This window comes from Nitrosospira sp. CT (assembly GCF_059489795.1).
On record NZ_JCAHZJ010000032.1, the window covers coordinates 44982 to 67747 of the forward strand.

The window sequence follows — 22766 nt, forward strand, 5'->3', positions numbered from 1 at the left end:
TAATTATGCCTCCGATCACACGCAGCAGCCTGATGACCCTGGAAGATTACGCAAAGTCACGGCAGGAATTCCGTGCACGCGTAATGGCGCACAAACGTAACCGTAAGGTACATCTCGGCACGAACGTGACACTCATTTTCGAGGATGAGCTGACGATGCGGTATCAGATCCAGGAAATGCTGCGGGTAGAAAAGATTTTTGAGGAAGCTGGCATTCAGGATGAACTGGAAGCCTACAATCCGCTGGTGCCGGATGGGACCAACTGGAAGGCAACCATGATGATCGAGTACCCGGATCCTGTCGAGCGCGTAGCCAGATTGGCCGAATTGATAGGCATAGAGGACAAGGTGTGGGTAAAAGTGAACGGCTTCGATCCGGTCTATGCCATTGCGGATGAAGACCTGGATCGGGAGAATGAAAAAAAGACCGCTTCCGTCCATTTTCTGCGATTCGAGCTGGAGCTGGAAATGATAAAGGCGTTGCGTGAAGGTGCCTCTTTGAGCATGGGCATCGATCATCTTGCCTATAAAGTGCCGGGGCAGGAAGTGGATGCGGCAGTGCGGAATGCTTTGATGGATGATCTGACCGCGGATCTCGCGGGGTGATGAGAACTTACCTGCTCATATTCTGGTTGCTGCTTTCGAGTGCATCGATTTCAGCTTCTGCCCAGCAACAAAAATTCGAATATGAGTTCGATCATGAACGGCCGTGGGTTGAGCTGCAGGCGGAATTGCCTCCTTATCCCGAACAGGAAAATCTGCTGCAATTCGATGCAGGCCCCGCAAGTTCGAATACGCATTACGTCGACGGTGCGTCTATTACAGTGGGAGAAGATGGTGTCGTGCGTTACACCCTCGTCATCAAGTCCCCCACGGGTGCGATGAATGTGAGCTACGAGGGAATACGCTGCCAGACCGAAGAGAAAAGAACCTATGCCTATGGGCGCAACGATAAAACCTGGGCACGGGCAGGATTGTCGAAATGGGTCGATCTCGAAGGTATCGTCCAGAACTATCCTCAGCGCGCGCTTTACCGGTATTTTTTCTGTCCTCTCGGACTTCAGACAGTGAAGGATGCGGATGAAGCGATCCAGGCGTTGAAAGCCGGCATCCATCCGCGAGCGGTAAGGTATTAGCTGAGAGGATGAGTGCTCTCCTTCTCCACAAGGAAGGCGAAACAAAGTGACGGTTAGGCGGGGGCTGGACTGACCACCATGAAAGCGAACTCCCGGATCGGCCTATTTTAAGAATATTTATCGCGAGCGCTCGTAAAGTGCTTTGGAGCGAAGCCCGAGACGGCAGTAGCCAAGGGTAGGACCAGGCAGTTCGTTCATGAGTGTCTTGAACTGCTCAACGTGACTGTCATTGATTTGTCCTGGCACAATCGGTAGGTAAGCAAATTCAAGTCCCAGCTTGCTGGCTTCAGATGCGAGAAAATCGTGGTTTGGATGATGGCCTCCGTCCTCGCTATCCGGGCGGTTGCAAATCACACTTTTAAAACCCGCGGCCTTGATATCGATCAGATCTTCGGCATCGATCTGGGGGCTGGTGGAGAAATTATCGTCAATTCTGGTCATTGGTTTCATCAGGTTTTCTCCCGCGATAATGAGTATTGCATAGAGGTGTTAAAGCAGAACCAGGTTATCCCTGTGGATGAGCTCCGGTTCACCTATATAGCCGAGAAGGCTTTCGATTTCGTCGCTTGCCCGACGGAGAATACGCTGGGTTTCCGTAGCATTGTAATTGACCAGCCCGCGGGCGATTTCCCTTCCTTGCGGATCAAGGCAGCCTACGACCTCACCACGCTCGAAGTTGCCACGCACGTCGGTCACGCCGACCGGCAGAAGACTTTTGCCGCCAACGGCCAGTGCTTCCACCGCTCCTTCGTCCAGCGTGACATTTCCCCGGATTTGCAGATGGTCCGCCAGCCACTGCTTGCGAGCGGCAAGCGTCATGGTTTCCGCCAGCAACTGGGTGCCGATCGCTTCCCCTCGGGCGAGGCGAATCAGGACATCCGCTTCGCGTCCCGACGCAATCACCGTGTGCGCGCCGCTTCTCGCCGCGCGTTTGGCCGCCAGCACTTTGGTCAACATGCCGCCCCGTCCTATTTCGCTGCCTGCACCCCCCGCCATCCGTTCGATGTCCGGATCCCCGGCTTTCGCCTGCTCCACCAGTTTCGCCTGGGCATCTTTTCGCGGATCGGCCGTGAATAACCCTTGCTGATCAGTCAGAATTACCAGCACATCCGCTTCGATCAGGTTGGTTACCAGTGCGCCTAGCGTATCGTTATCGCCGAAGCGGATTTCATCGGTCGCTACCGTATCATTTTCATTGATGATTGGAATGACGTTCAGATTCAACAGCGTGGCCAGCGTGGAGCGCGCGTTCAGATAGCGCTTGCGGTCGGACAAGTCTTCGTGGGTGAGCAAAACCTGGGCTGATTGCAATTCGTGCTTGCGGAAGCAGGTTTCATAAGCTTGCACCAGGCCCATCTGTCCTACCGCTGCCGCCGCTTGCAATTCGTGGACCGCGTGCGGGCGCTTTTTCCATTTCAGGCGCTGCATCCCCTCCGCTATGGCCCCGGAAGAAACGAGCACCACTTCCTTGCCGATCTTCTTGAGTTTAACGATTTGCCCAGCCCAGTGCGCGAGCGCCGCATGGTCAAGGCCCTGTCCCTGGTTCGTTACCAGACTGCTGCCGACCTTGACGACGATTCGCCGCGACTGCTTCAAAACGGATTCCATATTTGACGCTTTACAATTGAATGTGCAGTTGCCCGTATTCCGGTTTTCAATACCGGGTATCTATTCCAGATACCAAAAAAATCAAATCCAGGGCAATTTGAAGAGGTGGTTAAAGGTTAGAAGACCAGAAGGCCAGAAACAAATCTCAAATCTGTGCGGCTATCATGGAGGATTGGAGCACGGTTTTTATTATAAACACTGCCACCATCCTTATAAACAGCGAAGTTTCGAACCCTCAGTGAGCCATTTCCGCCAGAACCGGCTGCCTGCGGGAAGGCTCGGTGACAGCATAGCATACGGGTGTCAGTATGAGGCTCGCCGCCATGCCCACCAGCAGGCCTACGGTCAGGGAGAGCGTCATGGGGACCAGGAACTGTGCCTGTTCGCTCCTTTCGAGCAGGATGGGAAGAAACCCGACAAAGTTGGTGAGAAATGCGAGCAGAATTGGCCTGAAGCGGGCGCTGCATGCCTCGAGGATAAGCGCCGATACGGCCCGGCCGCTGTCTCCCCGTTTTTGTACGTAATCCAGCAGTACCAGGCTATCGTTTATTACCACCCCGCTCGCGGCGATCATGCCTACCAGCGACTCCATGGATAGCGGAAGACCGATCAGCCAGTGCGCCCACACCGCGCCGCTCCAGGCCACCGGAGCCGCCAGAAGAAAGATCAGCGGCTTGGTATACGAACGAAAGGGGATGGCAATTAGGGCATAGATAACGGCCAGGGCAGCTCCGGTAAAAAGCACCAGCTTCTGGATTGTCTGTTCCTGTTCCTGGCGCTCTTCGCCAATGTCGATATCCAACCCTGGAAACTGACGTTTTATTTCAGGTATTTCATGCGCTGCAAAACCGGCATAAATCTGATTCACATCAGCAAGTTTGGGGTCGGTCTGGGCTTGTACCTTGAGGATGCGCTGCCGGTCCTGACGAAGCAGTTTTGCCTGGCCGGGCATCAATTCGATTTCCGCAAGGACTCCGAGGGGGGCTTGGGCTCCACTGGGCAAACGAACTGGAAGGTTCTGCAGATCGTCGAGTGACTGCCTCTCGCTACGTGGCAGGCGCACCATGACCCTGACCTCATTGCGCCCTCTTTGAAGCCGATGCACTTCGTCGCCATAGTAGGCGTGGCGCATTTGCTCGGCAATATCTTCCAGCCGGATGCCCAGCCGTTCCGCCTCGGGTTTGAGACGCAGGCGGACTTCGGGTTTGCCGGCCTCGGCGGAATCCACCACATCGTATACCCCGATGTAATCCGCCAGTTTCTGTTTGAATACCGTCACGGCTGCCGTCAGGGTCTCCGGATCGGGGTGGCCGAGATCGAATTCGATATCGTAGGGGAGATCCCCCTCCTTGTACAGGAAATCGATCTTGGCTCGGCCGATGTCACCGATACGCTTGCGCCATTCCCGGATGAAATCCTCTACCACGATGTGCTGGCGTCCGGTGGGAGAGAGTTCGGTCCAAAAACCCGCGCTGTGCTCCGCGATGATCGTTTCCATGCCGACGATGACGCTCCCGCCGATATTCGGGTCACTGTCTGCTGCCTCTCTATCCAGCTCCTCCCGCAATTGCAGCAGCGCCTGTTCTACTTTTTCCGCTATTCTCCGCGTTTCGCTATAGGGTGCGTCTTCGGGCAATTTCAGGTAGACCCAGAAGCTCTCTTTTGTCACGTCTGCCTGCAAGGCCATCCGTACATGGCCTCCGGCCACCAGTGCCACAGCCAGCATCAGCAGGACAGCGAAAATGGCGATCGTGAGATAACGCCAGGCAAGCGCTTTCTGTAGCAATGGTTCGTAAACACGGCGGACGAACTGCTGCAATCCATGATTGAGCGCGGCGCGCAGCCGCAGCAACGGGGGATAGGCCCATGTGCTCCTGGAGGGTGTCGCCAGATGAGAGGGCAGGATCAGCAGCGCTTCAACCAGCGAAAATACCAGCGTGAGAACCATTACCAGACAGATGGGTTTCATCATCTGGCCTGCCCACCCCGGCAGGAATAAGCCGGGCAGAAACGCGACAAGCGCGATCATGACGGCGAGAGTAACCGGCAGCGCGACTTCGCGCGCGCCGAGGATTGCTGCTTGCAGGTTTCTTTGCACCCAGCGGAATTCCGCAGCCGATGAGCCGTTCCCTTCTCCCGTCGCGGCAGCGGCTCCTGCTTTCGCCTCTTCCTGGCGGGCATAGATGGCTTCTCCTATGATAATTGCATCATCCACGAGAATTCCCATCGCTAGCAGGAAACCGAATAGCGACAGCATGTTGAGGGAAATATCCAGAGCTGGCATCAGCCAGAACGCGCCGAATATCGACGTCAGAATTCCCGCTCCGGCCCACACGGCCACTTTGAACTGAAGGAACAGCGTCAGGATGAGGCAGACCAGTGCGAATCCCGTGAGCCCGTCCTCGAGCAGGGTGCCAATGCGCTCTTCGTAAGCCTGCGAATCGTCCCACCAGGTGATCAGGCCCACTCCCTGGGGAAGCTCCGCTTTTTTTTCCGCTACGTAAGCCTTGACACGGCGTGCCACAGCTACTGAATCTTTTTCGGCATGAATTTCCCAGCCTTGAGCGGTTTCCCCATTGTGGTGCCACTCCGACAACCGCTCTTCCAGGCCATCCTTGATGACCGCTACATCGCGAAGCAGCACACGGCTTCCGTCCGGCCGGGTGCTCACCACCAGATTTCCAACCGATACATCATCCTGGGCCTTGCCCTTGACCCTGAGCAGCAGCTCCCCTGCCGGATTCTTCATTACCCCTCCGGGCAGGTCCACCGAAGCGCGTCGAATGGTTTCCGTCACCTCCTTGAGCGAGACGCCATACTGGCGCAGTTTCTCCGTGGATACCTCTATAGCAATCTCGTACGGCAGCTCGTAATAGTTGTGCGCCCGCGTTACCCCCGGTATGCGGGAGAGTTCGGCATGAATGCCGTCGCCCAAGCGCCTGAGGGTAAGCGGATCGGTAGGGCCATATAACGCCACCCAGATAACGCCATCATCTCCGATGCGGTTTGCCGGCTGCACGTCAATCTTCTCCAGGCCTTTCGGCAGACGCTGAATCGCTTGCACTCTTCCACGCGCCGCATTCATCACCTGATCCCTGTCGTAGGTGGGCAGAGCGGTCAGCTTGATCGTGCATTCCCCCTCGACAATTTCCGAATTCAACCTTTTAATGCCGGGCAAGTTGTAGACCGCCTCTTCGATGCGGATGCAAACAGACTCTTCGATCTCCTGAGGACCTGCTCCGGGATAGGTGGCCTTGATCTCGATCTGATGTGGCATGAAACGGGGGAACACTTCCTTGTCCATCAACAGCAGACTGCCCGCACCCCCAAGCAGAATGAGCAACATGAGGAGGTTGGCAGCGATCGGATTAGCCGCGAACCACGCAATCGGACCGGAGGAGGGAAGGGAAGGAGAAAAGGTACTCTTCATTCAAAAAAACTCACGAATGGATCCTCCCTTGGCCAAGATGTGGGCATAGCGGATGGAATGCAGAACAGTCACGCATAAAAGCTTCGCTCATCGCGCGTTGCCCTGCATTGTCGTCTCCAGACCGGTCTTTTTGAGCTTCGGCCCCGGAGCCACAATCTCGGCGCTTACCTTCATTCCTTCCACCGGAACTTCGATTCTCGAAATGACCAGCCTTTCCCCTGCCTTCAATCCGCTTTTGGCAAGAATGCGATCGGGTTCACGACGCAATATTTCTACACGACGGATATGCAGGCGGTTTTCCGCGTCGACGAGTAGCACCTCCTGGGAAGCATTGACGGCACCGGGCGGCAATACAAAGACATCGGCCTGCTCCCGCCCTTCGATCTCGGCTCTTACAAACAAGCCGGGTATGAGCGGAGGCTGGCCCGGCTTGACCTTATAAGGATTCTGCACCTCGGCAATGGCGTGGAGGAGTCCAGTTTCCTCATCCAGCGCACCCTCCGTCCGGATAACGTGCCCCTCCCACCGACGAGTGATACCGGCAAATTCTCCGCTCAAGATGACCCTGGGCCCCCTTTCTGCCTTGTTGTCCCTGTGATCGAGCAGGAGATCGAGGTATGCGAATTGGTCGGTCGCCAAAGGCAGACGTATCTGGGCAACATCGGTTGCATAAAGGCGGGCCAGTTTTTCTCCAGGTTGAACGTACTGACCAAGACCGATATGCATGTTGCGCACACGTCCTGCAAATGGCGAGCGCCACTCGCAGCGGCTTCGCTGCAGGCGGGCTTTTACCATGTCGGCCTGCGCGGCCTTCAATTTTGCGCGTGCCTCCGCCAGTTGCGGCTCGCGCATGGTCAAAGGCGAGGGCATTCCTTCCCCCAGAACCTGCCATTCCTGGCGCGCCTGTTCCGCCTGCGCCTCTTCCATCGCAACCTGGCGCTCCGCCTCGGCGATGCGTGCGTGTGCCTCGGCGATCGCGTGATCATAGTCGCGCGTATCGATCATCATCAGGATATCGCCCGCCTCAAAAAAACCCCCGGCGGCCAGGCTGGGATGGAGCCGGACGATCTGGCCCGCTACTTCGGGGACGAGGTCAATCTCGGTACGGGGTACGACCACACCTTGGGAGCGAATATTCAGCTTGATCGTTTGTGGAGTTGCCTCGATTACCCCTACCACTGGTATTCCGCTATCCGGCAATTCGGATTTCAGTGACGGCCGGTGAACGGCAATCGCCCACGAAATACTGATGCCTGCCAGCACAACAAGAACGGGGATGATGATTTTGAGCATGCTCTTGCTTGCCACTTGTTTCAGCAGGCTTCGCAAATGCTGCCTCCTAATGCCAGGTAAAGATTGATTCGATTGCTCAGAAGCTGGCGCCTGACGGAAAGATGCGCACTTTGAGCAGTGAGGGTGCTACGGTAACTGTCCAGCAGTGTAAGAATTTCGATATACCCATGTTGATAGGAATAGACTGCCAGTTTTCGGCTGGCTTCGGTTTGTTCAACCGCATTTTTCAAGGCTTTTTCTTCCTTCCGTAGCCATTCGTCGGCTGCCAGCGCCTGTTCCACTTCCCGGAAAGCATTGAGTGCCGTGTCCTTGTACAGATTAAGGGCCTGCTCGGTCTGCGCCTTGTCAAGTTCGATCTGGCCCCGGATGCGCCCTCCCGTGAATACCGGTTGCGCCAAGCCGATGAGCACGTTCCATGCGAGAGCCCTGGGATCCACCAATTCGGTCAGTGCCTGGCTGCGCATTCCTCCGGCTGCAGTCAGGGCAACACGCGGCAGCAGTAATTTTCTCGTGCTTTGCAGACGTGAGTCGGCAGCCAGCAAACGATCATAGGCAGCGACGAGATCCGGACGTCTTTCCAGCAATTCCGAGGGCAACCCCGCTGGCATATCGGGTGGAAGTTCAGGCAGTTCCGCAGTCGCCGTCAGCACAGCTTCCGGATAGCGCCCCAGCAGCACTTGCAGTCGGCGTGCAATGATCTGAACCTGGTTGTGCGCCTGGGTAAGCTCAGCCTCCGCATTGGCAAGGTCGGTGAGGGCCAGGCGCACGTCGAGCGCTTTCGTCAAACCGCGGGCAAAGCGTCCACGTACCAGGTCGACAATAACGCTTCGGTCCTTTACTGATCGCTCTCCCACTGCTGCTTGGAGCCTGGCTTCGGCAAGCTCAAAATAACCCTGCGCCACCCGGGCGGCCAGAGACAGGCGCGCGCCTTGAAAATCGGCTGCGGTTGCATTCGCCTCTCTTATTGCTGCCTGCTGGAAGTCGCTTATCCGTCCCCACACATCAAGCTCCCAGCTCAAGCTGAACAATGTTTCAAACACACTGAATCGAGCCGAACCGAATCCCGCCTCGCGGATTTGCGTATACTGGTAATCCGGGGCAAAGAGCAGTTGTGGCCATCGGCTTGCACCGTCTATGCGCGCCTGGGCCACCGCAGCTTTTACCCGCGCCGCCACAGCCTTCAGTTGATAATTATCTGCCAGGGCGCTGTTAACCAGGGCACTCAGATTAGGATCACCAAAAGCTTCTACCCAGTTTTCGGGGGTCGGCTGTGGAGTCCCTTTATCCGCCGCCCATCTGGATGGGAATGCTGCGCCTGCATCTCCAGGATTTCTCAGTGGAGATGTTTTGCAACCGCCAATTCCGGCAAGGGAAATCGAAACAATTATTATCGCAAATATCCTGGGCATTTCGGTTCAAGCCGATCCGAGAAGCGAGGATATTCGCTATATCCTTCGGAACCGGAAGTTAATCTATATTGTAAAATAGAAATTGCTATATGATAATAAGAATAGTTCTCGTTATTGTTATTATTATATGCTTCCTGTGGAGATGCGGTGATGATTGTCGAAGAGCAGATTGAACTGAGCGAAGTTTTCATGGCTCATCGGTCCCAGTTGCGCTGGGCGGCGCTCAAGATTCTCGGTAATCCCGAACGGGCGGAGGACGTGGTGCAGGATGCATATCTCAAAGTATCGGAAGCAGCGGCAGTATTCCATGTCAAGCAGCCTGTGGCATACCTGTTCCAGATAGTTCGCAACCTTGCCATCGATCATCATCGGCGCATTTCATTCGAATTGAATCTTTTCGAGGGCGAAGACGGCGGGCTGCATGTGCCATCCCACATCGGAATGCCTGAAGCCACAGTCATCAGCCGCGAGCATCTGAAACTGGTTGCAAAAGCAATATCGGAACTTCCGGAGCGGACGAGGCGCGCTTTTGAACTCCATCGTCTGGAAGGGCAGACGCATCGCGCCATCGCGGCCGAACTGGCTATCTCGACATCCCTGGTGAATATCCTGATCCACGAGGCAATAGACCATTGCCGCGCTGCTCTCCAATCCACCTAGTCCCCCACTTGATCACTGCCAGCTTGATCACTCCCACCGCCTGGAAGCACTTGCACAGCGGTATCCGCTATACTTGTTTCGGGTAAGTTTAAAACTGTGGAAAATCGATGAATTCGAAGATTCATCGGGGGAACATCAAGGTGAAACCGTGGCGAATTCAGAGGACCAGGATTCGGATCAGGTGTGGCATACAGCAGTCGAGTGGGTAATACGTGAGCACGAGTCACTCAGCCCCGCTGAATGGGAAGAGCTGATCGGTTGGTTGAACATGAATCCGGCACATAGAAAGGCCTACGACGAGGCCTTCCGCCTCTGGCTCATCACCGGTCTTGTTCCACCCTTTGAACCGCCTGCCGAGGATTGATGACGAAGAGATAAAACGGGTACCAATATGCAATATCTCTGAATGATTCGTGCGTCTTATCAGAGGGGAGCGGGATTCATTACATCCGGCGTACAATTCGCTTTAACAATCGTAGAGGGATTTCCCGATACAATTGAATAAGGAGGGACGCTCTCTGTAACAAATGTGCCTCCTGCGATTCTGCTTCCGCGACCTATGGTTACTCCTCCGACGATGATCGCGTGGGGTCCGATCCAGACTTCGTCCTCAATGACGGGGTATTCAGTTTGACGATTTCCGTCAGGGGAAATGCGATCACGGCGCCCAAGGGTGACCCCATGAAAAAGGGTTACGTTATTACCAATCCTTGCGCCTGGATTCACAACCAGCCCCCAGCCATGTGTTATGGCTATACCTGCGCCAACCTTGGTCCGCCAGGAAAAGTCTACAGCCGCCAAATGCGTCGACAAACGATGCATAATTTTCAAAGGGATGAGCGTAAGGCGCAGGAGACCCGGCTCTGCTGCTGCCGCCTGGCACAGCCTCATCGTTACGACCACCCGAAACGTTCTGCTAGTGATCGCCTCCTTGACTAGGTGACCCCAACTGAATTGCCCGCACTGCCGATGGGTATCAGGGGTATCAGATTTCAGTTCATTCAATGTCATTGCTCGTACCTGGATGCACTCATATTACTACTACCGGTTCCAATGCAGGGATCACCAATCGAGGACAGGTTATTGCAGTCGCAATTGTTCCTGAACCTGAAATCTATGCCCTGATACTTGCTAGTTGGGGGGGTGGTTTTATCGCGGCATCTTTGCGATGAACAGGCTACGAAAAAATTTTGTCCTGGTAGATTATAACTGGCTTTGATCAAAAAGCCCTGCAGGCTATCAGTCATTTTCCTAAATTCTTCGAATCCTTATTCGTCTAGCTAAACAAGATTCCAAATAAGATTAAGACGCATTTCCAATCATTGGAATTCGTCCAGGGAATCTGGAACGCCATCTGCTTACAGACTAAGGGGAAGAACAAACATGACAAGTTGCTTCGACCGCGAAGACGGGACGTTTCGCGTGCTGGTCAATCATGAAGAGCAGTACTCCATCTGGCCGGAGTGGAAAGCCATTCCGGGAGGATGGCGTGACATCGGGGTGCTGGGAGACAAGAAAACCTGCCTCGAACATGTAGAGAAAGTATGGACGGATATGCGTCCCCTCAGCCTGAGGCGCTTCATGGACGAACAATGTCCAGTTGAAGCCAGGTGATGTCTGCACCTCTGACGCTTTTCGCACTGCCTTGCGCGGGCGCGAGCTCAGTAATGTATTTGCGCTGGCGGCGCAGGCTGCCTTCCTGGGTGCAAGTGGAGCCGATCGAGTTGCCGGGCCGGGGAGGCCGTCTGGATGAAACATTCGAGAGAAGCTTCCCTTTACTGGTCGAACGCCTTGCGGATGAGCTCGAGGCGTATCCGCCTCGGCGATACGCATTCTTCGGGCACAGCATGGGGGCGCTGCTCGCTTTCGGAATTGTCCATTCCCTGCGCAAGAGAGAAAAAGCCTTGCCTCTTGCCCTGTTTGTGTCAGCCTGTGCCGCACCCTCCCGGCAGGACTGGCGGCGCTATGCGGACAAGAATACCGACGCGTCGCTCATCGCCGATCTGCACAAGCAGAAGGGGACGCCGGAAGAAGTGTTCGAGAGTCCCGAGTTATTGTCTATGACACTCAGCCTGCTGCACGCTGACTACCGCATCTGTGCAAGCTTCCGCTACGCACAATCCTTGCCTTTGCCGCTGCCGATCCATGTTTTTGGGGGCAGTGACGATGAAATTCATGAGTCGAAGCTGGAAGCGTGGCGATCCGAAACCACAGAAGATTTCTCGCTGGACCTGTTTGAAGGGGGACATTTTTTTCTCCGGCAGCACGAAGAGGCTTTTCTTCACGTGCTCGTCCAGCGGATGGCGCTGCACCATCCGGAAGCATGTCAGGAAGCGCATCGAGAACCTGGTGATATGTCCTTATGTATTCCTTAAGGTATCCCCTAAGGCGCTTATCGCTGCCCGAGCGCATTCCGGGGGGCATCGAAGTGTGGTTGCTCGAGTTTGATGCTGGGCTGTCGTGCCCCCGGGACGATGAGGCTTACCAGATTGCGCATGATTCCCCGGAGTGGCCGGAAATACAAGCCCGGCGCCTCCCGGTACCGATGGCTATGCAGCGGCCCTGGCATTCCAGACTCATGACCGGGCTTCAACTCAGGGGAAAAGCCGTGAAGTGTCGGGACAGACATCCCGGCTTCCCCTGTCAAGACTGGATCCCTGCCAAGGTCGGGCTGCATATCCGCAGGTTTGCGATCAGTCCATTCGCCAGATAGATCCCGCCTGAAAAGGTTTCAAAGTCAGTCCATTGAAAGGTTTCACTATGACGCCAAGGTCAATTTTTCACCGCGTTTACCCGCAAAACCTGGTGACGCATCTCCGTAGTCTCGCGTTGGCACGTCCCACAGACCTCGCCTTGACGGTAATGGGCCAGGAAGGCGAGAGAGCCGTGGAAAAAGCGTTCGACTACACAACACTGGATCAACATGTTCGTGCACTCGCAGCCATTTTGCAGGACCGTTTTTCGGCAGGCGAGCGCGCCCTGTTGCTCATGGAAAATGATGAGCATTACGTAATCGGCTTCTTTGCCTGTCTTTATGCAGGACTCATCGCTGTGCCCGTTTTCCCGCCGGAGATGGTGCGAGAACGGCATCTGGCACGCCTGCTCGCCATTGCAGCCGATGCTGAGGCACGCTGCATATTGACCACGAGCGAAATCATGCCCTTGATTGCTCGTACCGCGGTGGAACAGTTTTCTTCTTATGCGACCGTGCTGACTGTGGACACGGTGAAATGCGATAATGCCTCCGCATGGCGTGAATATTTTCCCAAAGAGGGAGATATCGCGTTTTTGCAATATACCTCGGGGTCTACATCCACGCCTAAAGGGGTAATGGTGAGCCACGGCAGCCTGATGACAAATACGAGGGTGTTCGAGGAGGGTATGTCGATCAATGCAAACGACATATTCGTGAGCTGGTTGCCGCTGTATCACGATATGGGACTGATCGGCGGCTTGCTGCAACCCATCCATCGGGGCATTCCTGTCGTGCTGATGACACCCCGGTTTTTTATCGAACGACCGGTACGATGGTTGAAAGCCATTTCGCACTACCGTGCGACGGTGAGTGGTGCGCCCAATTTTGCGTTTCAACTCTGTGCGGACCGGGTAAGCGATGCTCAGCTACAAGAGCTCGACTTGTCGAGCTGGCGTGTCGCCTTTTCGGGTGCCGAACCGGTACGCCGGGAAACGATGAAAGCATTTATCGAACGCTTCGCACCGGCAGGATTTCCACCTGGCACAATTTATCCCTGTTACGGCCTGGCCGAAGCAACGCTTTTTGTCACCGGTGGGACGCGTGGAGACGGCATGGAGGCACATTGCTTCTCTACCCAGATGCTTGCGCAAGGCAGAGCCGGAGTGGCAGAGCCGGGAACCTCTCTGGTAGCTTGCGGTGTGCCGGCTTCCGGTCATACGGTGAGGGTTGTAGACCCGGAAACAGGTGTCCAGTTGCCCGCTGGTACGATCGGGGAGATCTGGACAGATGGTGCCAGCCTGGCCTGCGGCTATTGGCGAAAACCAGAGGAGACAGCCGAAACTTTTGTTTCCCACGAGGGGGGGCGTTGGCTCCGCACCGGAGACCTTGGCTTCATACATGATGGACAGTTATACATTGCAGGAAGGCGCAAGGATCTCATCATCATAAGGGGGCAGAACGTCTACCCGCAGGACCTCGAGCAAGTGGTCGAGGATGAAGTGGAGGCCGCCCGGAAGGGAAGGGTGGCCGCGTTTTCGGTAGAAACCGAAAACGGAGAGGGAATCGGCATGGCCGTGGAGATATCCCGCGGCATGCAGAAGCTTATCGCCGTCGAAACTCTAGTGCAGGCGTTGAGTGAGACTGTGAGCGGAAGCTGCCACGAGCCACTCTCGGTGGTGGTACTACTGAATCCGGGAGGATTGCCCAAAACTTCCAGCGGAAAATTGCAGCGCGCCGCCTGTCGCCAAGGCTGGCGCGAACGCACCCTTGACGCGTATGCCATCTATGAGTTTGGCAATTTCGTGCTGGGTGGCAGCGGGCGGCCCGTACCCACGTTGACGGATGACGTCGAAATTTCGCTCGCGGGCATCTGGGAAACGGTATTGAATCGCCGTGCGCTGGGGCGCGAGGATCATTTTTTTGCCAGCGGCGGAAGTTCACTCTCGGCAGTTCAGGTTGTGGCGCGTATTGCTGAGCATTGGCAGATCGATTTCACGCTCCGCAGTCTGTTCGAGAATCCAAAGTTGTGCGAGTGCGCAGAGGAAATCAAGCGCGTACTGTCTGTTGGCACTCCCAGACGCACTGCCAGCATCAGCATTCTTTCCACCGCAAAGAGGATTGGAGCAGCCGATGTGGCACCGCTCTCCTTTGGTCAACAGCGTCTCTGGTTCCTTTGGCAACTGGACCGGACATCGACCGCATATCACATCAAGCAGGCGTTGCGATTGTCGGGCCCCCTGGACGCGCAGGCATTGCAGGCCAGCCTTGATGGGGTGGTCGGGCGCCACGAATCCTTGCGTACCGTTTTCCGGACAGGAGCGGAGGGTTCCGTGGAGCAGGTGATCCAACTGGCAGTGCGGTTGCATATCCCACACATCGATCTGGGCGACACTCCTGCCCTTGCGCGTGAAGCGCGTGCGAAAGAGGAGGCCGACCAGATCATTTCCGCCCCCTTCGATCTGACACAGGGCCCATTGCTGCGAGTAGTCCTGATCCGGCTGACGCAGGATGAGCATATCCTGGTGATGACCATGCATCACATCATCTCCGATGGTGCTTCGATGCAGGTATTGCTTGACGAACTCGCCGTCGGGTATCTGGCTCATGCCCAAGGGCAATTGCCGCAGTTCGACCCTTTACCCATCCGCTACGCGGACTATGCCGGGTGGCAGCGCAGTTGGCTGGAAGCAGGCGAGAAAGACAGGCAATTGATCTACTGGCGTGGTTGCCTGGGCACTGAACATCCGGTGTTGGAATTGCCGGCCGACCATCCGCGGCGGCCTGTGGCAAATTATCAGGCGGCACGTCATTCTTTCGACCTGACGCCGGATGTGCTGAGCAGGCTGCGAAGCCTTGCCCAACGCCCTGATAGCCACAGTGCGACCCTTTTCATGGCGCTGATGGCGGGTTTTCAAGCTTTGCTCTACCGCCTCACGGGACAAAGGGATATTCGTGTCGGCGTGCCGGTCGCCAATCGCAACCGGATTGAAACCAGGGGCATCGTCGGTTTTTTCGTGAATACCCAGGTACTGCGCGGGAAAGTCGACGGCCGCATGGCTTTGTCAACCCTGCTCGCGCAGGTCAGAGAGGCGGCAATCGACGCCCAGGCACACCAGGATTTGCCCTTCGAGCAATTGGTTGAAGCATTGCAGCCGGAGAGAAGCCTGAGCCGGACGCCGCTGTTCCAGGTGACCCTTAATCATCTGGTAAGCGACCGGCGCAAGCTCGATCAAATCAAGGGGCTGAAGATTGTTGACTATCCGTTGGGCGAGCAGGCTGCACAGTTCGAGCTGACGCTGGAAACGATCGAGTCACCCGATGGAAACGTGCGTGCAAGCTTCATCTATGCATCGGAGCTCTTCGATACCCGCACGATCGAGCGCCTGGGACGCCAGTATGTGGTTCTGTTGCGGGCAATGGTTGGGCAGCCGGAAATACCCATCGGGGATGTGCCCCTGTTGAGCGAGAGCGATATGGCGCAGCTCGGAGCATGGGGAGCATGGGGGGCGAATGCTGTAGCGCACCTTTCAGGTAGCGCCTTGTTCGATCAATCTGCTCATCCAGTCGCCCATGAAGCTGTCCATCATGCTGCCCATGAACCTGTGCATCGGCGCATAGAGCGCCAGGCGGAAGAACATCCAAACGTCTGCGCCCTGATTTTCAACGATACCAAAATAACTTACCAGGAACTGAACCGTCGCTCAAACCGGCTCGCACACCATTTAATCGCTTTGGGAGTCAAAGCGGAAGTAAAGGTCGGCATTACGGTAGAACGTTCCATCGAGATGATCGTCGGCCTGCTGGGCATTCTCAAGGCAGGAGGAGCATATGTACCGCTCGATCCCGACTATCCGCGCGAACGCCTCGACTATCTGGTTGAGGATAGCGGCATCCGGTTGCTATTGACCCACTCTCCTCTCAGGAATCGTATCCCCGATTCGGAAAAGCTTTCGGTGCTGGAACTGGATAGCGCCGGCGTGAAGGGGGTAGCAGAGACCAACCCGGAGATTACGTTACATCCCGATAATCTCGCTTATGTCATCTACACATCCGGATCGACCGGCAGACCGAAAGGAGTAGGAGTAAGCCATGGTCCCCTGGCGATGCATCTGGCAGCGATCAGGGAAATCTACGACGTACGTCCTGGTGATCGCGAACTCATGTTTTTCTCGATGAATTTCGATGCGGCTGCGGAACAGTGGATTACGCCCTTATGCGAAGGTGCGACGCTTGTCCTTTCATCGACACGCGATCTTGCTGGCGACGGTTTCGTCGATCGGATCGGAAAGCACAGCATAACCACGCTGCACTTGCCGCCCGCTTATCTGCGGATGCTGCTTCCCTTGATGCAGGGGGGTGCCACGTCGGTACGCACTTGCATAGCAGGCGGCGAAGCATGGTTTGCAGCCGACCTGGCCGCCACGCAGGCCGCTCTCCCGCAAGCCCGGCTGGTCAATGCCTACGGGCCCACCGAAACGATCATTACCCCGGCTGCCTGGGTAGCCCATGCGTCTGGAACTGCTGAGGCCGGTATCCTCCACGAGTTCGCGCCCATTGGCCGTGCCGTTGGAGATCGCAAATTGTACGTGCTCGATGAGGACTTGAATGTCGTGCCTCCCGGCTGTGCTGGAGAACTCTATATCGGTGGGACAGGACTTGCCCGCGGATACCTTAATCGTCCCGGTCTCACCGCAGACCGGTTCGTTGCCGATCCTTTCGCACCGGATGGGAGCCGCCTTTACCGCACGGGGGATCGCGTGCGTTGGCGCAATGAGGATAATGGTGGCCAACTCGAATACCTGGGTCGGCTCGATCATCAGATCAAGCTTCGCGGTTTTCGGGTTGAATTGGGCGAAATCGAGGGACAATTGCTGGCCCAGCCCGGAGTTCGCGAGGCGGCGGTAGTGTCAAAGGAAAGCCGCAATGGAATGCGCCTCATCGCCTACGTCGCCTCGCATCATGGCGTAACACTCAATGCATCCATGCTCAAGACTGCGCTTGCTGCCGTGCTTCCGGATTACATGCTGCCTGGTTCGTTTGTGCTGCTCGATAGTCTGCCGCTCAACCCCAATGGCAAGGTCGATCGTCAAGCGTTGCCCTTGCCCTTGGCGGAGCAGATCGATGAGGCAGCCTATCAGGCGCCCGTCAATGCCGTGGAAACGATGATTTCGGAAATCTGGGCGGAAGTCCTGGAGCTACCCCGAGTGGGGCTGCACAACAATTTTTTCGATCTGGGCGGGCATTCGCTGCTGCTCATCAAGGTGCAATGCAAACTGGAAGAGCAGTTGAAAACACGCATCGCCATCATCGACCTTTTCAGATATACCACCGTCGCAAGTCTGGCCAAATTCCTCGGCCAGGAGGACAGGCAGACGGATAAGGAGCGCCTGCCCTTGCAGCGCCATCAGGAACGGGCGCAGCGGCAGAGAGCGACGTTCATACAACGCAGGCTGAGAGCAGGGAGGACGCATTAATGGATCATACGGAAGAGTTTTCGGAGAGAGACGATATCGATATCGCAATTATCGGTATGGCGGGCCGATTTCCAGGCGCGGATAACGTGGATACTTTCTGGCGCAATCTGCAGGATGGAGTCGAGTCCGTTACTTTCTTTACCGACGAGGAACTCCTGGCGCGAGGGATTTCGCGCAAGACTCTGGAAGATCCGCACTACATCAAGGCGGGCGCCGAACTGCCTGGCGTCGATCTTTTCGATGCCTCTTTCTTTGGTTATACCCCGCGCGAGGCAGCGGAAACGGACCCGCAGCACCGGCTGTTCCTGGAGGTGGCCTGGCAGGCGCTGGAAGATGCCGGCTATGACGCATCGAACTGCAGCGTCCCGGTCGGGGTTTATGCCGGCTGCGGGGTTAACACCTACCTGCTGCTGAATCTGTTTTCCAGCGGTCGATTTTCGGATATGCACGACATTTCTTCGCTGCAAGGGTTGATGAATGGAAACAACAAGGACTCCATGACGACGACCGTCTCCTACAAGCTCAATCTGCGTGGACCGGGGATTACCGTGCAGACAGCCTGTTCCACTTCACTCGCGGCCGTGCATGTCGCCTGCCGGGGCCTGCTCAATCACGAGGCGGACATGGCAATGGCTGGGGGTGTCTGGGTCAATCTGTTGCACGAGGGCGGTTATCGATACCAGCCTGGAGCGATTCTGTCGCCGGATGGCCACTGCCGCGCGTTTGATACAAAGGCGGCGGGTACGGTGATCGGGAGCGGGGTGGGGATCGTCGTGCTCAAGCGGCTGTCGGACGCACTCGCCGATGGCGATACGATTCATGCCGTAATCAAAGGGTCCGCAATCAACAACGATGGTTCGGCCAAGGTGGGCTACACTGCACCGAGCGTGGAAGGCCAGGCGGAAGTGATTCTGGCTGCTCAGGCCATCGCCAGCGTGGATGCCGACACGATCAGCTATGTGGAGACGCATGGCACGGGAACAACGATCGGCGATCCGATCGAGATCGCGGCGCTCACGCAAGCTTTTCGCGAAAGCACGGACAGGCGCGGATTCTGCGCCATCGGATCGGTCAAGACGAATGTAGGCCACCTGGATGCGGCAGCGGGCGTCGCCGGCCTGATCAAAACCGTTCTGGCGATGAAGCATCGAACCCTTCCGCCCAGTCTAAATTTCGAGCAGCCCAATCCACAAATCGATTTTTCCTCGAGCCCTTTTTACGTCAACACCGAGAGCAGGCATTGGTCGAATGAATCGACCCCGCGGCGCGCCGGGGTGAGCTCCTTCGGCATCGGGGGGACCAACGTGCACGTCGTGCTCGAAGAAGCTCCGCCCGTGGAGCCCGTGAGTTCTTCACGCGCCTGTCAGTTGCTTACACTCTCGGCGCGCACCCGCACGGCGCTGGAGGCGATGATTGCCGGATTGCACGAGCATCTGCACGCACATCCCGGTTTACCCTTTGCCGATGCCGCTTATACCCTTCAAACGGGAAGAAAAAGTTTTGCCTGCCGTGCAGTAGTGCTGTGCCATGACAGGGATGAGGCGCTCGGCGTTTTGGAAAGGAAGCCTGCGGACCGTTTTGTTACCGGACAAGTGGCGTCGGAAAATCGTCCCATAGTTTTTCTTTTCCCCGGCCAGGGTGTCCAGCATATCGATATGGCGCGGGAGCTTTACCACGGAGAGGCGGTTTTTCGGCGGGAATTCGATCGCTGCGTCGAATTGCTGCAACCCCATCTGAATTTCGACCTGCGCGTCGCCTTATACCCCAACCTTGACCCTAACCTTGAGGGTGGGGATGAGGCCCGGAAGAAGGAGTTGTCCGCGCGCCTCGAACAGACGGAAGTTACCCAGCCTGCACTCTTTGCCGTCGAATATGCTCTTGCACAGCTATGGATGTCCTGGGGCATCCAACCGGCGGCAATGATCGGTCACAGCGTGGGCGAATACGTTGCGGCATGTCTTGCGGGCGTATTTTCGCTCGAAGACGCGCTGCGTCTGGTTGCCTTGCGCGGACGCTTGCTTCAGCAGACGGAGACGGGCGCCATGCTCGCGGTCATGTTGCCCGAGGCGGAAATAACGCCTTATCTGTCGGAAAGCTGTGATCTCGCCGCTGTCAACGGGTCTGAATTGTGTGTCCTTTCAGGGCCGGTTGCCGCCATTGAAGCGTTGGAAACCGATCTGCGTAATAAAGGTATCGAGGCGCGACGCCTTCACGTCTCCCATGCATTTCATTCCGCCCTGGTCGAGTCGATGTTGCCGGCTTTCATGGAACTGGTTTCGGCCATGGAATTGCACTCACCGCAGATTCCCTTTCTTTCCAATCTCAGCGGCGACTGGATTACTCCCCAGGAAGCCACCGATCCCGGGTATTGGAGGCGGCACGTGCGCGGGACGGTACGCTTCGATGATGGACTGCGCGAGCTGTTGGGCAATCCCGCTCGAATCCTGCTGGAGGTGGGGCCGGGCGAAACATTGACTACCCTTGCGCGGCGTCATCCCGAAGCAAAACCGGAGCACGTCATCCTTTCATCCTTGCCTCATCCTGGCAGAGCGAACCAGTCTCAAGCACATTTTTATCTTTGCCTGGGGAGATTGTGGCTTGCCGGGGTCGATATCGATTGGAAGAGTTTTTACGCTGACGAACGTCGCCGTCGCATCTCCTTGCCGACTTACCCATTCGAGCGCCAGTCATACTGGATCAAGCCCGGTAGCCTGAAGACGGAGAAGACCGCGAAGACTGCAAAGGCAGTGGGGGAAGAAGACAGGCCCCGGCTCATGGCTGGCCTTGAGCCAGGTGCCCGCCAGCAGGTGACGGATAATGCCGGGCCAGTAGCTCGACCGCTCGATGAATGGTTTTACACCCCTTCGTGGCGCCGCTCGGACAGCATTGAACAAGAGAGCATCCTCCTGGATCAGGGAAGATCATTCATCCTCTTCGCGGATGATCATCCCTTGGGGATGGCTCTGACAGGGCATTTGCTTACGCTGGGAATAAAGCCGGTCGTCGTCTCCGCGGGCTCGGCCTTCCACCGTCAGGACAAGGACCATTATATTGTCCGTCCGGGCGAACGGCAGGATTACGATCTTCTGTTGCGCAACATCGGCGAGGATGGCAGGACCCTCGGACATATCTTTCACTTGTGGAGCCTGACCGGGAATGGCGGCAGACGCATCTATGGGGAAAACCAGGTCGAAAATCAAGTGGAAATCGAGGTCAAGAATTTCTTCAGTCTGTTTTATCTCGCTCAAGCGCTGGAGAGTGCCAAACAGGTAATCCCGAGCGATGCGAAGGTCGAGATTACGGTCATCACCGACCAGTTCGAGGATGTCACCGGCAGCGAGCCTCTTCGTCCGGAAAAAGCGCTGTTGCTTGGGCCCTGCAAGGTCATTCCCCAGGAATACGCTTATCTGAGCTGCCGGCTGGTTGATGTCGAATTGCCAGCAGACGACGATACTGCAAAAAGCCGGCTTGTGCATCAGATAGTGGCCGAGTCTCAGGCTGAGCCGGTTTCCTCAATGGTCGCCTACCGGGGACCACACCGCTGGATTCAGACTTTCGAACCCATCCAATGCCGGAAGCCGGAGAAAGCGCGCCTTCGCCTTCGAAATGGCGGCGTCTATCTGATTACCGGTGGCCTCGGCGGCATCGGCCTTACGTTGGCTGAGCACCTGGCGGGCAGCTATCGTGCAAAGCTGGTGCTGATGGGACGCTCCCCGCTTCCAGCCCGCGAGCAGTGGTCCAATGTCATTTCAGCAGCGGAAAAAGCAGACCTCCTGCGCAGCAAGATCGAGAAGGTTATGCATCTGGAGGCGCTGGGCGCAGAAGTGCTGGTATTGCAGGCCGACGTTGCGATCCAGGCTGAGTTGAAGGCGGCAGTGACGCAGGCCTATGAGCACTTCGGTGCTATTCACGGTGTGATTCATTCCGCGGGAGAGGTTGGTACCGATCTCATTTCGGTGAAAACCGGGGAGAGGGTGGCGAAAGTGTTTGCCCCCAAGGTACAGGGAACACAGGCATTGCAGGCTGTATTCAGGAATGCCTCCCTGGATTTCATGCTGCTGTGCTCATCGCTGGCAGCCATGGCGGGTGGCCTCAGCAAGGTCGATTACTGTGCCGCCAATGCCTACCTCGATGCGGTTGCCCGCGAGGCTACCCGTTCCGTCTATAGCGGCTCCACATTTCCTGTCATATCCGTTAACTGGGACAGCTGGCGGGACGTGGGGATGGCGGCCAATATGGCAATGCCCGAGGGGATGGGAATTTCGCCGAAAGAAGGAGCCGAGGCTTTCGAGCGCATCGTCAATAACATGGTCAGGCCGCAGGTGATCGTCTCCACCCTTGATTTGCATAGTCGGCTCAACCAGACGCAGGAGGACCTGGTAGATCTGGTCGGGCAGTCTTCTGCGCTTGCGGAGAGCCGGAAGCCTGAACAGGGAAGCCAGCAACGTTATCCGCGACCTGTCCTGGACACGGCCTTTGTCGCTCCCGAGAGTGAGCTGGAGCAGAGCATTGCAGAGATCTGGCAGAGCCTGCTTGGAATGGACGCCGTCGGTATTCATGACAATCTGTTTGAGTTGGGGGGGGATTCATTGCTGGGTATTCAACTGCTTTCGAGAGTGCGGGCAGTTTTCGGAATCGATATGCGTCCTGCGGATTTTTTCCGGTCTCCCACCGTTGCAGGTCTCGCCGAGTTGGTAGAAACGAAATTGCTGGACGAGATCGAGTGTTCATGATTTACCGCCCCTCGTGGGGTGAAGCCATTCCATCTGCCGATGTTTCCTCATCTTTATCTGCACCATCATGCATAGCAGCAGTCTAGCTAAAAGACGCGCGCGCCTGACCCCTGAGCAACGGGAGAAACTGGCACAGCGGTTGACCGGAGCTCATGCTCCAGCACTTCAATCGAATATCCCCTGCCGCAACCCTTCCGCGCGAGTGCCGCTCTCATACGCGCAGCAGCGTCACTGGTTTTTATGGCAACTGGAGCCGTTGAGCACGGCTTATCATTTGAGCGGGGGGTTGCGGCTGACGGGCAGGCTGGATATTGAAGCGCTGCGCTGGA

16 protein-coding genes are annotated in these 22766 nt (G+C 56.5%); 9 read left to right on the forward strand and 7 right to left on the reverse strand.

Annotation, left to right across the window (positions count from 1 at the left end):
* Nucleotides 1-5 precede the first annotated feature (5 nt).
* Both AC52W5_RS05495 and AC52W5_RS05500 read left to right on the forward strand, forming a co-directional pair.
* Nucleotides 6-605: a DUF3501 family protein gene (locus tag AC52W5_RS05495; protein WP_495670265.1), complete on the forward strand. Its 600-nt coding sequence runs from the start codon at nt 6-8 to the stop codon at nt 603-605.
* Nucleotides 605-1135, forward strand: coding sequence for a CNP1-like family protein (locus AC52W5_RS05500; protein WP_133668299.1), 531 nt, complete (start codon nt 605-607; stop codon nt 1133-1135). Before AC52W5_RS05495 ends, AC52W5_RS05500 begins: the two co-directional genes overlap by 1 nt.
* A gap of 117 nt (nt 1136-1252) precedes the next feature.
* On the opposite strand, the gene AC52W5_RS05505 is transcribed toward AC52W5_RS05500, so the two are convergent.
* The 5 genes from AC52W5_RS05505 to AC52W5_RS05525 all read right to left on the reverse strand — a co-directional run bounded on the left by AC52W5_RS05505 (nt 1253) and on the right by AC52W5_RS05525 (nt 8875).
* Complete coding sequence (locus AC52W5_RS05505) at nt 1253-1585, reverse strand: protein tyrosine phosphatase family protein (protein ID WP_081363468.1); 333 nt, start codon at nt 1583-1585, stop codon at nt 1253-1255.
* Between the two features lie 39 nt (nt 1586-1624).
* A complete protein-coding gene (gene proB / locus AC52W5_RS05510) occupies nt 1625-2743 on the reverse strand; it encodes a glutamate 5-kinase (protein ID WP_495670266.1) in 1119 nt (372 codons plus the stop codon).
* A 235-nt stretch (nt 2744-2978) separates the two neighbouring features.
* The gene (locus tag AC52W5_RS05515) at nt 2979-6173 is read right to left on the reverse strand and encodes an efflux RND transporter permease subunit (protein ID WP_495670267.1); all 3195 of its coding nucleotides are present in this window, start codon (nt 6171-6173) and stop codon (nt 2979-2981) included.
* Nucleotides 6174-6260: 87 nt separating this feature from the next.
* The gene (locus AC52W5_RS05520; protein ID WP_495670268.1) at nt 6261-7502 is read right to left on the reverse strand and encodes an efflux RND transporter periplasmic adaptor subunit; all 1242 of its coding nucleotides are present in this window, start codon (nt 7500-7502) and stop codon (nt 6261-6263) included.
* Complete coding sequence (locus AC52W5_RS05525; RefSeq protein ID WP_133668295.1) at nt 7487-8875, reverse strand: efflux transporter outer membrane subunit; 1389 nt, start codon at nt 8873-8875, stop codon at nt 7487-7489. The genes AC52W5_RS05520 and AC52W5_RS05525 overlap by 16 nt, the downstream gene beginning before the upstream one ends.
* A 150-nt stretch (nt 8876-9025) precedes the next feature.
* Here AC52W5_RS05525 and AC52W5_RS05530 point away from each other — a divergent pair, with 150 nt between their 5' ends.
* A complete protein-coding gene (locus AC52W5_RS05530) occupies nt 9026-9535 on the forward strand; it encodes an RNA polymerase factor sigma-70 (RefSeq protein WP_495670277.1) in 510 nt (169 codons plus the stop codon).
* Nucleotides 9536-9683: 148 nt separating this feature from the next.
* Nucleotides 9684-9899, forward strand: coding sequence for a FecR/PupR family sigma factor regulator (locus AC52W5_RS05535; RefSeq protein ID WP_495670269.1), 216 nt, complete (start codon nt 9684-9686; stop codon nt 9897-9899).
* A 59-nt stretch (nt 9900-9958) separates the two neighbouring features.
* Here the strand turns inward: AC52W5_RS05535 and AC52W5_RS05540 are convergent, their stop codons facing one another.
* Nucleotides 9959-10546, reverse strand: coding sequence for a serine acetyltransferase (locus tag AC52W5_RS05540; protein WP_495670270.1), 588 nt, complete (start codon nt 10544-10546; stop codon nt 9959-9961).
* 372 nt (nt 10547-10918) lie between these two features.
* Between AC52W5_RS05540 and AC52W5_RS05545 the strand changes: the two genes are divergently transcribed.
* Entirely contained in the window at nt 10919-11149 is a 231-nt protein-coding gene (locus tag AC52W5_RS05545) for an MbtH family protein (protein ID WP_495670271.1), read from the forward strand.
* Nucleotides 11149-11910: a thioesterase II family protein gene (locus tag AC52W5_RS05550; protein ID WP_495670272.1), complete on the forward strand. Its 762-nt coding sequence runs from the start codon at nt 11149-11151 to the stop codon at nt 11908-11910. Before AC52W5_RS05545 ends, AC52W5_RS05550 begins: the two co-directional genes overlap by 1 nt.
* 17 nt (nt 11911-11927) lie before the next feature.
* Here the strand turns inward: AC52W5_RS05550 and AC52W5_RS05555 are convergent, their stop codons facing one another.
* Nucleotides 11928-12164, reverse strand: coding sequence for a hypothetical protein (locus AC52W5_RS05555; protein ID WP_495670273.1), 237 nt, complete (start codon nt 12162-12164; stop codon nt 11928-11930).
* Nucleotides 12165-12340: 176 nt separating this feature from the next.
* Between AC52W5_RS05555 and AC52W5_RS05560 the strand changes: the two genes are divergently transcribed.
* The 3 genes from AC52W5_RS05560 to AC52W5_RS05570 all read left to right on the forward strand — a co-directional run.
* Complete coding sequence (locus AC52W5_RS05560) at nt 12341-17704, forward strand: amino acid adenylation domain-containing protein (RefSeq protein ID WP_495670274.1); 5364 nt, start codon at nt 12341-12343, stop codon at nt 17702-17704.
* The gene (locus AC52W5_RS05565; RefSeq protein ID WP_495670275.1) at nt 17704-22437 is read left to right on the forward strand and encodes a type I polyketide synthase; all 4734 of its coding nucleotides are present in this window, start codon (nt 17704-17706) and stop codon (nt 22435-22437) included. Before AC52W5_RS05560 ends, AC52W5_RS05565 begins: the two co-directional genes overlap by 1 nt.
* A gap of 67 nt (nt 22438-22504) precedes the next feature.
* On the forward strand, nt 22505-22766 hold a 262-nt coding region (locus AC52W5_RS05570), incomplete at its 3' end, for a hypothetical protein (RefSeq protein ID WP_495670276.1).